15 protein-coding genes are annotated in these 11,887 nt (G+C 66.5%); 2 read left to right on the top strand and 13 right to left on the bottom strand.

Going from position 1 to position 11,887, the window contains the following annotated elements; all coding sequences use genetic code 11:
• Positions 1-4: 4 nt before the first annotated feature.
• From ACOQPE_RS13085 to arc, 3 genes are all read right to left on the bottom strand, one after another.
• Positions 5-196: a ubiquitin-like protein Pup gene (locus ACOQPE_RS13085; protein ID WP_420609332.1), complete on the bottom strand. Its 192-nt coding sequence runs from the start codon at positions 194-196 to the stop codon at positions 5-7.
• A gap of 86 nt (positions 197-282) precedes the next feature.
• Positions 283-1,791 (bottom strand): depupylase/deamidase Dop, encoded by a 1,509-nt coding sequence (gene dop, locus ACOQPE_RS13080; RefSeq protein ID WP_420609331.1) that lies wholly within the window; start codon positions 1,789-1,791, stop codon positions 283-285.
• Positions 1,792-1,864: 73 nt separating this feature from the next.
• Entirely contained in the window at positions 1,865-3,628 is a 1,764-nt protein-coding gene (arc, locus tag ACOQPE_RS13075; protein WP_420609330.1) for a proteasome ATPase, read from the bottom strand.
• Between the two features lie 174 nt (positions 3,629-3,802).
• On the opposite strand from arc, the gene ACOQPE_RS13070 reads away from it, so the two are divergent.
• Positions 3,803-4,036 carry a ferredoxin gene (locus tag ACOQPE_RS13070; protein WP_419853422.1) on the top strand — a complete coding sequence of 78 codons (234 nt, stop codon included), beginning with the start codon at positions 3,803-3,805 and terminating at the stop codon, positions 4,034-4,036.
• 87 nt (positions 4,037-4,123) lie between these two features.
• Here ACOQPE_RS13070 and ACOQPE_RS13065 read toward each other — a convergent pair whose 3' ends face one another.
• The 10 genes from ACOQPE_RS13065 to thrH form a co-directional block, all read right to left on the bottom strand.
• On the bottom strand, positions 4,124-5,002 hold the full coding sequence (locus tag ACOQPE_RS13065; RefSeq protein ID WP_420609329.1) for a trypsin-like peptidase domain-containing protein: 879 nt from the start codon (positions 5,000-5,002) through the stop codon (positions 4,124-4,126).
• Positions 5,003-5,013: 11 nt separating this feature from the next.
• Positions 5,014-5,889, bottom strand: a complete 876-nt coding sequence (locus ACOQPE_RS13060; RefSeq protein ID WP_420609328.1) for a tRNA (adenine-N1)-methyltransferase — start codon at positions 5,887-5,889, stop codon at positions 5,014-5,016.
• Complete coding sequence (locus tag ACOQPE_RS13055; protein ID WP_420609327.1) at positions 5,886-6,131, bottom strand: hypothetical protein; 246 nt, start codon at positions 6,129-6,131, stop codon at positions 5,886-5,888. Before ACOQPE_RS13055 ends, ACOQPE_RS13060 begins: the two co-directional genes overlap by 4 nt.
• A 13-nt stretch (positions 6,132-6,144) precedes the next feature.
• A complete protein-coding gene (locus ACOQPE_RS13050; RefSeq protein ID WP_420609326.1) occupies positions 6,145-6,390 on the bottom strand; it encodes a hypothetical protein in 246 nt (81 codons plus the stop codon).
• Entirely contained in the window at positions 6,383-6,757 is a 375-nt protein-coding gene (locus tag ACOQPE_RS13045) for a hypothetical protein (protein WP_420609325.1), read from the bottom strand. The genes ACOQPE_RS13050 and ACOQPE_RS13045 overlap by 8 nt, the downstream gene beginning before the upstream one ends.
• A gap of 13 nt (positions 6,758-6,770) precedes the next feature.
• The gene (locus ACOQPE_RS13040; RefSeq protein WP_420609324.1) at positions 6,771-7,454 is read right to left on the bottom strand and encodes an LON peptidase substrate-binding domain-containing protein; all 684 of its coding nucleotides are present in this window, start codon (positions 7,452-7,454) and stop codon (positions 6,771-6,773) included.
• The gene (gene dacB, locus ACOQPE_RS13035; protein WP_420609323.1) at positions 7,441-8,922 is read right to left on the bottom strand and encodes a D-alanyl-D-alanine carboxypeptidase/D-alanyl-D-alanine endopeptidase; all 1,482 of its coding nucleotides are present in this window, start codon (positions 8,920-8,922) and stop codon (positions 7,441-7,443) included. Before dacB ends, ACOQPE_RS13040 begins: the two co-directional genes overlap by 14 nt.
• Complete coding sequence (locus tag ACOQPE_RS13030; protein WP_420609322.1) at positions 8,919-9,965, bottom strand: ROK family protein; 1,047 nt, start codon at positions 9,963-9,965, stop codon at positions 8,919-8,921. The genes dacB and ACOQPE_RS13030 overlap by 4 nt, the downstream gene beginning before the upstream one ends.
• A 27-nt stretch (positions 9,966-9,992) precedes the next feature.
• Positions 9,993-10,475, bottom strand: a complete 483-nt coding sequence (locus tag ACOQPE_RS13025) for a peroxiredoxin (protein WP_419915582.1) — start codon at positions 10,473-10,475, stop codon at positions 9,993-9,995.
• A gap of 74 nt (positions 10,476-10,549) precedes the next feature.
• On the bottom strand, positions 10,550-11,164 hold the full coding sequence (gene thrH / locus ACOQPE_RS13020; RefSeq protein ID WP_420609321.1) for a bifunctional phosphoserine phosphatase/homoserine phosphotransferase ThrH: 615 nt from the start codon (positions 11,162-11,164) through the stop codon (positions 10,550-10,552).
• 152 nt (positions 11,165-11,316) lie between these two features.
• Here thrH and ACOQPE_RS13015 point away from each other — a divergent pair, with 152 nt between their 5' ends.
• The gene (locus ACOQPE_RS13015; protein WP_420609320.1) at positions 11,317-11,871 is read left to right on the top strand and encodes a VOC family protein; all 555 of its coding nucleotides are present in this window, start codon (positions 11,317-11,319) and stop codon (positions 11,869-11,871) included.
• Positions 11,872-11,887 lie beyond the last annotated feature (16 nt).

The following is an 11,887-nucleotide window of genomic DNA, read 5'->3' as shown; positions in this document are numbered from 1 at the left end:
GGGGTCACTCGCCGCCCTTCTGCACGTAGTTCTTCACGAACTCCTCGGCGTTGGTCTCGAGCACATCGTCGATCTCGTCGAGCAGGTCGTCGAGTTCCGCCTTCAGTTCGGTTGCTCCTTCAGACGAGGTGTCCTGCGGTGCGGGACTCTCGGCTTCCCTCGGAGCCGACCGTCGCATCTGCTCGCGTTCTGCCATCTCGGGCCTCCTCCGGTGTCGATTGCTTGGGTCTCGAATGCGTGAGAGTTCCGATTGCCGCTTGCGTTCGAGTCTGAACCTGGCGGCTAATTTCCCAGCCGGCGCAACAGCTCGGCTGCGTCCCGGCACTCGTCCAACAAGCTACCCACGTGCGCTTGGGTTCCTCGCAGCGGTTCGAGCATCGGTACGCGACGCAGCGGATCAGTTCCGATGTCGAACACCATCGAGTCCCAGTTGGCGGCCACGATCTCGTCTCCGAACTTGTCGAGGCAACGACCCCGGAAGTAGGCACGTGTCGTCGGCGGCGGCACCGAGACCGCTTCGTCCACTTCGTCGTCGGTGGTGACCCGCTCAAGTCCGACGCGTCGGGCCAGCGACTTGGACGGTCGCAGGTCGTGGTACTGCAGGTCCAAGGCGGCGAGCTTCGGATCGTCCCAGTCGAGGTCGTGCCGCTCGGCGAAAGCCTCGTACAAGCGCAGCTTCGCCACCCAGTCCAACTGCGTCGCGAGCCCCATCGGATCCGATTCCAGCCCAGTGAGCATGGCTTCCCAGCGATCCAGGATGTCATTGCCGACGTCGTCGCCGCCGACGGGATCCAGACCATGGCTCTGCGCATACTTCCGGGCCAGGTCCAGGTACTCCCATTGGACCTCGATGGCCCGCATGCGACGGCCGTCGACCAGTTCGATCAGCCCAGACAGGGCGGTGTCGAAGCTCACCTGACGGAGCGCCGCCACTGGCACGAGAGGCGTCAGGGGCTCAGGCACGAAGTCGTCGTCGATCATCGCCAGCACCAGCGAAGTCGTGCCCACCTTGAGGTACGTCTGCAGCTCGCTCATGTTGGCGTCGCCGATGATGACGTGCAGGCGCCGGTACTTGCGCGTGTCGGCGTGCGGCTCATCGCGGGTGTTGACGATCGGCCGCTTGAGCGTGGTCTCTAGCCCGACTTCCTCCTCGAAGAAGTCCGCGCGCTGGCTGATCTGGAACGGCCGGTCCCCGAACGGTGCCGGAGAGCGGTCATCCATCGGGACCTCGACGCCCAGCTTGCCGGCGCCGCAGAAGATCTGGCGGGTCACGAAGAACGGCAGGATGTGCGTCACCACCCGTCCGAATGGCACATCGCGGTCGAGCAGGTAGTTCTCGTGGCAGCCGTAACTGTTGCCCTTGCCATCGCTGTTGTTCTTGTGGATCACCAGCTCTTCGTCGTCGGGCAAGAGGTTGTTGGCAGCCTGCATGGACCGGATGAGGATCTCCTCCGCGGCCCGGTCGTACACGACGCATTGGCGTGCGTCTGAGCACTCTGGAGTCGACAGCTCAGGATGCGCGTGGTCGACGTAGTAGCGGGCGCCGTTGGTCAGCACGGCATTGACCAGGTGCGTTTCGATCTCGGGCGCCAGCGCGTCGAACTCGTTGAAGCCCCTCGCGTCGGCGCCGGGCTGCTCGTCTTCGAAGTCCCAGCTGACGCGCTGGCACAGGAAGCCGTTGACGTAAGCGTTGATGATCATCGACGACGCCGCCACGGGATTGGAGTCGCCCGTGCAGCGATGGATAATGCCGAACTCCGTCTCGATGCCAACGACCTTGTGAACCGCCACCGCGCGAGACCCTAGCCCTCAGGCCCGCGAACCCCGCAGAGCAGCACCTGGCGCCCGTTGGCCGTGCAGTGCTCTACAGGTACTGGCTGGTCTGCACCCGTTCGATGGCTCGGCCGCCGAGCGCATCGCTCTCGTCGGGATCGACGAGCGTCCGGATGAACACGATCCGTTCGCCCTTCTTGCCGGAGATCTTCGCCCAGTCGTCGGGGTTTGTCGTGTTGGGCAGGTCTTCGTGCTCGCGGAACTCCTGGCGGATCGAGCCCATGAGGTCGTCCAGCCGGATGCCGCTGCTGCCGGTGGCAAGCGACCGCTTGATGGCGTTCTTCTTGGCCCGGCGCACGATGTTCTCGATCATGGCCCCCGACGCGAAGTCCTTGAAGTACATGACTTCCTTGTCGCCATTCTGGTAGGTGACCTCGAGGAATCGGTTGAGGTCGTCGGGGCGGTACATCTCGTCGACGGTCCGCTCGATCATGATCCGGACGGCCTTGTGGGGATCGCCGCCTCCGAGGTCGGCGACTTCCATCGGGTCGATCGGCAGCGTCGGCGTGAGATACGTGCTGAAGATCGACAGTGCCGCCTGCTCGTCGGGACGGTTGATCTTGATCTTCACGTCGAGTCGGCCAGGGCGCAGGATCGCCGGATCGATGAGGTCTTCCCGGTTCGAGGCGCCGATCACGATCACGTTGCGCAGGCCCTCGACGCCGTCGATCTCCGCGAGCAGCTGGGGCACGACCGTCGACTCCATGTCGGAGCTGATGCCGCTGCCGCGCGTGCGGAACAGCGACTCCATCTCGTCGAAGAAGACGATCACCGGCCAGCCCTCGGAAGCCTTCTCTCTGGCCCGCTCGAAAATGCGCCGGATCTGGCGCTCGGTCTCGCCCACGTACTTGTTGAGCAGCTCGGGACCCTTGATGTTGATGAAGAAGCTGCGTGCGCCCTGCTGGCCGGAGACCTCCCCCACCTTGGCTGCCAGCGAGTTGGCGACCGCCTTCGCGATCAGCGTCTTGCCGCACCCGGGCGGGCCGTAGAGCAGGATGCCTTTCGGGGCCGGGAGGTCGTAGGTGCGGAACAGGTCCTGGTGCAGGTACGGCAGCTCCACGGCATCGGTGATGAGCTCGATCTGAGTGTCCAGCCCGCCTATGTCTTCATAGGTGACGTCTGGCACTTCCTCGAGCAGCAGATCGTCCACTTCGGGGCGTGGCAGGCGCTCGAGCACGATGTTGGAGCGCACGTCGAGCAGCAGGTTGTCGCCCGACCGCAGCGGCTCGTCGCGCAGGTCGCCTGCGAGCTCCACGATGCGTTCCTCGTCGGCGCGACCCGTGACCAGCGCACGGAAGCCGTCGGAGAGCACCTCGTTCAGCGTCACCACCTCGCCGGACGTCTCGGGCCCGCGGGCCAGCACGATGTTGTACGACTCGTTCAGCACCACCTCGCTGCCTTCGACCAGCTCGGTCTCCGCCAAGTCGGGGTGCAGGGCCACGCGCATCTTGCGCCCGCTGGCGTGCACATCCGCCGTGCCGTCGTCGTTGCGGGACAGGAACGTGCCGTAGGCCGACGGCGGCTGGGTCAGCTTGTCGACCTCTTCGCGCAGGGCTGCGATGTGCTCTCGCGCCTCGCGCAGGGTGTAGGTCAGCTTCTCGTTCTGCGAGACCGCAGCCGACAGCTGACCCTTCGCCTCGAGCAGGCGTTCTTCGAGCGTGCTGACCCGCGCCGGCGTGTCGGCCAGCTTGCGCCGGAGCAGCGCGACCTCTTCCTCGAGCGTGCGCATGCGGCTGCGGAGCACGCCCGCATCGGCTGCGCTGCTGCGCTGGGACTCCTCGTCGCCCTGGTCCATGCGCGGCCGACACTACCCTGACACTGCTGGCAAGACGCGACGCCTGCCCGCTTGCCAGTCCGGCCGCTGGGCCGGGGGCGATCAGTGCCGTGCAGGACGCGCGCCGACTCGGTAGATTTCATAGGTGGCTCGGTTCCCCCCTTCGGGCCGCCCCACAGGAAGGGTCGTTACACGATGAAGGTCTGGATCGATCAGGATCTGTGCACCGGTGACGGGCTCTGCGAAGAGATCGCACCCGATGTCTTCACGCTGCTCGACGACGGGCTTGCCTACGTGAAGGAAGGCGACAAGATCTTCTCCGAACCGGGTGGTGTCGAGGGGCTCGCAGAGTTTCCCGATTCGCAGCTCGACGCCGTGATCGAGTCCGCCGAAGAGTGCCCCGGGGAGTGCATCTTTATTGAAGCGTGAGCTTCAATAAAGCGACAGGCACAGATCGAGGCGTAGGCCGAGATAAAGCGACAAGCACAGATCGAGGCGTAAGCCTCTGGTCTCTCGTCATCTGAGGCGACAGTCGCCGCTGGACGTCACGCTGAGACTCGCCGGTTGTGCGTGGATCACTGCATCGCCGCGATAGTCAAATCGCACGTCGACTCCCGACGAGCCGAGGAAGCCCAGCAGTTCGCCCCGGCTGAGCGCATATCCGACGTCGTCAGGTCCAGTCGCGGTGGCGAACGCCACCCCGACTACGCCACCCCGGTCGACCAGCGGCCCGCCGGACTGGCCCTTCTGGACGTCGGCCGCAAGGAAGTACACGTTTCGCCCGACTCCGTCACCCCACAACCCCGATGCCAGTATCAGGTGCTCGATACGCGCCGGCGACACTTCAAGCCGCTCTCCTTGCAGGTAGCCGATAACTGCCCCGGTGCTGCCGAAACGCACGCGTTCGATTTGCAGCGGCGGCACAGCAGCATCGGAACGCAGCAAAACGAGGTCTCGTGCCGGGTCGAACCCGACAATGTCTGCCGGTGAGGTGACGAGCCCATCGCCGCCGCCCGCGTTCCATGCAATCTCGACGCTTGATGATCCGGCAACAACATGGGCCGAGCCGACCAGCAATCCCGGCGCGACGGCGAACCCCGAGCCATGAGATACCGGTCCGCAGCCGAATGCATGCACCGCGACGACGCTGGCCAGTACGCCGTCATCAACCGCCACGGATAGGGGCGGTGCACCCAACCAGACTGGTCCGTCGGGACTCGGGATCGAGGCGACGCTGGCGACCGGCGACCTTCCCCGGCCGGAATCGTCGGGATCTGCTCCGCAGGCAACCATCGTGCCGACCAACAGCACAGCGCCCAGCAATCGTGCCGTCCGCAGCACCAGCCGTCGGATCGGTCGATCATGGCGCCGCCACGATGCGGCAGCGCGGGTCACGCAAGCTCGTGTCACGCCTCGATCAATCGGGCGTGCGTCAGAAAGCCGGTGTGGGCGACCATGCGGTGATCCGGCCGCACGGAAGCTCCCTTGACATGCCAGCTCCGGTGCATGACCTCGATGGTCTCGATGAGCGCCCATGGTCCGTCGTCCAGCGTGCGGCGCAGTTGCTGCACCTGGGTCACTGACGGGTTGTACGCCACCAGGATCCCGCCGCGCCGCAACCGCTCGGGCAAGTGCACCGCGACCCGCCAAGGCTCGGGGATGTCGAGCACCGCCCGGTCGTACCGGCGCTCGGAAGAACTCAGTCCCCCGGCAGCCCCGGTCCCGGCATTGCCCAGTGCCGGATTGCTGCGGGGTGGATTGCTGCGGGGCAGATCGACCGATTCGTAGGCATCGCGGAGCTGGACGTCATAGCGATCCAGCGCTTCGGCACCGGCAATGCTCTCCACGTTCTGGACGGCTCGCTCAGCAAAGTCCTCCCGCAGCTCGTAGCCGGTGACATAGGCCCCGCAGCGGAGCAGCGTCGCCGACAGGGCACCTGAGCCCACACCGGTCTCGAAGACCGCCATGCCGGCTCGAACGTCGGCCAGCATCCATATCGCACCGAGATCCTTCGGATAGATCACCTGCGCGCCTCGCGGCATCTTCAGTACGTGATCAGCGAGCGTCGGGCGTACCGCCACGAAGCGGGCACCCGATGCGCTGCGGAACTCCGAGCCTTCTGGCGAGCCGATGATCTGGTTGTGCGGCACGACTCCAGCATGAGTGTGAAACTCACCGCCAGAGCGCAGCGTCACGAGGTACCGACGCTGTCGACTGTCGACCATCAGCACTGTTTCGCCGGATTGCAGCTCGCCGTCCTGCAGCTCGTCGGGTTGCTTCACGCCCCCTCCGCCGCTGAGCGGATGCCGTCATCGTCAGGTGGCACGTGTCGGATCATGAGCTGTTCGCCCGGCGCCAACTCGCCGCGGTAAACCACGTCCCGCTCGCGTTTGGACCATCGAACAAGCAACCGCAGCCCGCTGGCCATGATCGCCGCGGCCAGCCATATCCCATTGCCGGTCCGCGCCCGTCGCCACAGTGCATCGGTGGCTCGGGCCGGCATGCGCCTCAGCCGCTTCGCCATGGGGTTCAGCTTCTTATACCCGGACGATTTCGACAAGCGTGCTGCGTCGGCGACCCCTGCGACGGCCGAACAGGAATGCGGCCAGCACGAGGCCGGTCCCAACGGCGGCAGCTACCGCCACAGCGGCGCTGGACACCTGCTCGGCTGCGTCACCCGCTCCACCGACGAGCTGTCGCACACGATCGGAGATGTCCGAGGGCGTGATGCGCTGGCTATCTGTGCCCGATCCGGTCCCGGCACCCCGGTTGCTGTCAGCCATCGCCATCCTCCGCTGCATGCTCGTCTGCCCGTGGTGCGGCCGGTTCCGGCGCAGCGGCATCGGTGTGCCTGGGCCGGACAGCGCGGATCAGCAGCGCAATCGCCAGTAAGAGAAACACTGCGCCAGCCACATGGGGAACGAATGACCAGTTCGCGTTGAAGAGGTCAGTTTCAGCCTGCAGGACGCGCACCACCCCCAACGCCCCGAAGATCACTCCCAGGCTCACGCCGATGGCGCCGATGAGCCCGAACAGCACATATCTGCCCAGCCCGCGCAGCGGACCCACCGTCTCTTGGACGATGTAGGACCGCAGCATGCCGACCAATTCGGAAATCTCGGCGCGCAGGCCGGAGTCTCGTCGAGGCACAGTCACGGTGACGCTACCGTTCGCCCAGCAGTTCTTCCACGCCGTCGAGGATCTCCCCGATGACGTCTACGCGTCTGGCGGGGTCGGGAGCGCACAGCAGGCTGTGGCGGTCGAACGGACCCGCGGGCACCAGCGACGCAAGCTGGAACGACCACGCCGATGCTCCAGCAGACGCAACGGCGAGTCTTGCGAGCTGATCGTCGATGGCTGCCGACTCGGCCGCGGTCACTCCGAGCGCTCCGATCTCAGACGCCCGGGCGCGCAAGCGGCGAAGTCGGGCCACGGTCGCTTTGCGCTCCTGGGCGGGCACGTCTGCAGGATCGTCGGGCCAATCGCAGACCAGAGCCCGGGGGTAAGGGTCGTCGACCAGCCACTCGACGATCCTGATCCGCCGATCGCCAGTGGCCAGCATCACCCAGCGTCCGTCGGGCAGTTCCTGGTGCTGGGCAATGGTGGCCAGGCAACCTACGTCGGCGCGCACATCGCCGCCGCCGACCTCGCTGCCGCGCTCGATCATCACGACGCCGAAGGGGTCATCGTTGCTGGTGCAGCGCCGGGCGAGGGCCCGGTACCGAGGCTCGAAGATGTGCAGCGGCAGCACAGCGCCAGGCAGCAGCGGCGATCCGAGAGGGAACATCGCACGCTCGCGTGCGACATCGGGCCCAGCATGCTCGGGATCCTGATCAGGCAGGGGCACGGGTCAATCCTCGCAGGGCCGCGGCGTCTCCGACGGGGTACCGCAGGAGCTGTCCGGCCAATGACTCCTGCAGTTCCAGACCGAGGCGGCCCTCGGGCGGCACGCCGTTCAGCATCTGCGCGAATGTCACCGTCCCGCTGTCGGTCTCGATGAACCCGGCGAGAGCATTCACGCCGGTGAGCAGGCCGGTCTTCGCATGCAGCCGACCCGCTGCGGGATGCTCGGCGAACCGGTGTGAGAGTGTCCCCGTGTGTGCAGCAACCGGCAATCCCGCCCCGAAAGCAGAGTCGATGCCGAAGCGATCCAGCAGCGCGGCGAGGAAGCTGCACGTCACCATGTTCTGCCGGTCCAATCCCGAACCGTCCACTACTGCAGGCCGCGACTGATCGGGCAACAGGTCCGACACGATCCGCTCGGCGGCCGCAGCGCCAGCCGGCGTTGAGCCTGCCCCCGCACTGCGCAGACCGATCTCGCGCAGCATCATCTCCGCGGTGGTGTTGTCGCTCTCGCGCAGCATCTGCTGGATGATCTCCACCAGCGGGGGCGACGTGAGGCGAGCGATCTCGCTCATGCCGCTCGGCGCCGCTGACACGTCGATCTCGACGTCCACCGAGACACCTCGGACTCGCAGCAAGTCTGCCAGTGTGGAAACGAACCAGCGCGCCGGGTGCTCGGCCGCAGACAGCGTCGTGGTGAAGCCCGTGATGCCGTCGTTCAAGTTCAGGGCCGACAGCGGGCCGCTGTTGAGCTGCGTGATGTACCGCTGCGGCCACGTCTCGGGAAATCGCGTCGTGTCATAACGAGATTCGTCGGCAATGAGATTGCCCCGCAGCGTTTCGATGCCGAGCGCGACGAGGTCGTCGGCTAGGCGTTCCATCGGAGTGCGCAGCTGCGGCTGGCGCCGGTGAGAATCTGCATAGGACTGCGTCATGATCAGCGGATCACCGCCGCCGACGACCCAGACGGTGCCGTCAAGGACGCCGTCGACGATCTCCGCATCCGTCAGCACCTGGGTGATCAGCCGCTCATCGGCATCGACCAGGGCCAGAGCTGCTGCGGCAGTGATGAGCTTCTGCACGGACGCGGGGATCACCGGTTCGGCATTGCTGGAGAACACTTCGACGCCATCGATCCAGATCGCGAGGCAGTGCGGCTCGGGCCAGTCGGAACTGAACGCGGTCATCTCATTGCCGATGTGGTGCTGCTGTGCCGCTCGCCACAGCGCGTCGGGTACGCGCTCGGCGCGAAGCATCGGCGGCGTCGACGCCGACACATCGACGCCGGGGGCAGTCGCGGCGGGGTCGTCAGGGTCAGCCGGTTCGGCTGGGCCGAGCACAGGGGTGCGCAGCGACGCCGCGTGTGCGGCCGCATCGTCGGCTGTGTTCCCCGCGCGCACCGCCGCCAGCGTCGGCAGCAGGCCGGCTGCTGCGATCAACAGCATCAGCACCGCTGCGCGCAACGGTTTCATGTCACTGGCTCGGAACCGCCGTCTGGAACTGCGCCTTCTGTGTGCACGCCGCCCAAGGCCGCACGGTGCTCCCTCGCTCCGCCCAAGGCGGCGCTGTGCTGTCTCGCTCCGCCCAAGGCGGCGCTGTGCTCTCTCGCACCGCCCAGGGCGGCGCCGAGCGCTGCGGACAGCTCGCCGGCCTTCGATCGGACCACCGCGGGTCTCGACTCGGCCGTGCGGCCGATGAGCAGCTGTGTGAGGTGCTCATCGACCGGCTGGGCGATCAGATCCCAGTCCTCGCTCAAGCCCCCGCCAATCACCACCATCTCCGGATCGGTCAGGACACAGAGATTCGAGATGCCGAGTGCCAGCCAGTATGAGTACTCGCCGAGCACCTCCAGCGCCCCGACATCGCCATGGCGCGCTGCGGCGGTGACATCGGGACCCCGCACCTCGCCGCCGAGACGCTCGCCAGCCAACCGGTCCAACGCAGAACCCGACGCGTACATCTCCCAGCAGCCCCGCCTCCCGCACGGGCAGGCGCGTCCGCCCGCCTCGACGATCATGTGCCCCGGCTCGCCGGCGAGGCCCAAGCTGCCGCGCAGCACCTCGCCGCGGAGCATGAACGCTCCTCCGATGCCAGTGCCCACAGCCACCATGACGCCGTGATCGATCCCTTGCGCCGCACCGTCTGCCAGCTCCCAGCGTGCAGCGCAGTTGACTTCGTTATCGAAGCTGATCGGCATGTCCAGCGCTGCGCTGAGATCGGTGCCCACAGTTGCGCCGTCCACACCGGTCAGATTGGGAGAGATCGTCACTCGCCCGTCAGTGGTGATGAGTCCTGCCATGCCGACACCGACCGAGACCGGGCCCGGCTGGGGCGCGAGTTGGCGCACCATCCCAGCCAGCGTCGTGACCAGATGCTGCGCACCCGCCGGGGTGGGCTCGCGCACGGTGTGCAGCAGCTTGCCCGCACCGTCCGTGGCGACGCCGAAGATCTTCGTGCCGCCGACATCGAAGCCGATGTGCACTGCCGATGTCGCTTCACGGGCCGCTCGGGCCACGGCTTCGCCTATCGGCTCAGCCTCTGGTCAGAGCTTGCCCAGAATCGAGGCGCAGCTCGACACGTCGACGGCGCCTGCCGGCTCGACCTCGAGCGCAGTCACCGTGCCGTCCTCGATGACCGCCGCGTAGCGCCGGGAGCGAGAACCCAGGCCGAAGCCCGAGCCATCCATGACCAAGCCCATGGCCTCGGCAAAGTCGCCGTTGCCGTCAGCAGCCATCTCGATGCCCTCTGCGCCCTGCGCCTGCGCCCAGGCGTTCATGGTCCACGCGTCGTTCACCGAGACGCAGACGATCTTGTCGACACCCTTGCCCGCAAGCTCGGACGCACCTTCGATGTATCCCGGGAGATGGACGTTGCTGCAGCCCGGGGTGAATGCGCCCGGCACTGCGAACAGCACCACCTTGCCGCTGCCCAGCATCTCGCCGGACTGCACGGGCGCAGGCATGCCGCCCTCGTCCAGTACTCGCAGTGTCACATCGGGAATCTGGTCGCCGACCTCAATCGCCATTGCTTCGCTCCGTCCCTGCTCGTTGTGTGGGGAACATGTGGCTCGCAGCGTATCCGGCGCCCGAGCCCCGGGGCTCAGCGGATGGCCGGCACCTGCACGCTCTCGATCCAGCGCAGCAGCTCGCCGTAGGTGGACACCGACGGCAGGTCCGGATTGGCCTCGGCTACCGCCTCGGGACATCGGAACAGGCTCGCCGCATCAGCCGCCCTCAGCATCGTGAGATCGTTGTAGGAGTCGCCGATGGCGGTCACGTGGTAGTTCAGCGCGCGGTACGCCTCGACGGCGCGCCGCTTGGCATCGTCGACTCGACGTCTCCACCCCGCCAAGCGCCCGTCGGCCACGTCAAGACGATGGCAGAGCAGGTGGGGGTAGCCCATCAGATCCAGGAAGTGATCGTCGAATTGCTCGAACGTGTCCGACAGCAGCACCACGACCCAGCGCTGCCGGAGCTCGTCGAGAAACTCCCGCGCTCCCTCCAGCAGGGGCAGCTCAGCAATCACGTCGCGGATCTGCTCGAGCGACACGCCGTGCGTGTTGAGCACATCGATCCGGTACCGCATCAGCGCGTCGTAGTCCGGCTCGTCACGGGTCGTACGTCTCAGCTCGTCGATGCCGGTGCGTTGGGCCACCGCTATCCAGATCTCGGGCGTCAAGACGCCCTCCATGTCCAACGCGATGACCCTCTGCACGAGCGCCGATTCTGTCACGCACACAGCACCACGCCTCATGACTGCCTGCGCCGCCTCGAAGCACATCGAGGCAGGCCCGATACTGTTGAGGCCGAGCCGCCGTGTTCGTTGCTGGCGGCCGTACCGGACAGCTTTTCCTAGAGGGGTTGCTCGTGCCGAACGCCAACGGTCCCCAAGTCCGCCTGCCAACCAAGATGGCCCATTGCGTATTTCGCACTGACGACATCGCAGCGGTGCGCGATTGGTGGTGCACCGTGCTGGGGGCGCAGGTGGTCCACGAGAACGAGTTCATCTGCTTCATCTCCTATGACGATGAGCATCACCGCATGGCCTTCGTCAACCGGGGCCAGCCGGGTCGATACGAGTCGCGCAACGGCACCCTCGAGCACATCGCCTACACCATGGGCACGTTCGGCGACCTCATGGACCACTACGAGCGTCTGCGTGCGGAGGGCATCCTGCCGGTGCGCACCATCAATCACGGGCCGACCACCTCCATGTACTACGCCGATCCCGATGGCAACGGGGTGGAGTTCCAGGTCGAGAACTTCGCGACGATGGCCGAGTGCATCGAGTTCATGAACGGACCGGTCTTCGCGGAGAACCCCATCGGAGTGCTCTTCGACGCCGACGTGCTGCTTGAGCGGTTCCGCCGCGGCGACCCGCTCGCCGAATTGGTTCAGCAAGGCTCAGCTCCGGCTGCGTAACCCCCCCCGCCCGGAG

Origin of the sequence: Candidatus Poriferisodalis sp. (genome assembly GCF_965219595.1) — a bacterium.
In the GTDB taxonomy this organism is placed as follows: domain Bacteria; phylum Actinomycetota; class Acidimicrobiia; order Acidimicrobiales; family Poriferisodalaceae; genus Poriferisodalis.
Note: the sequence above shows the minus strand (reverse complement) of the source record. Positions and strands in the feature narration are given on the sequence as shown.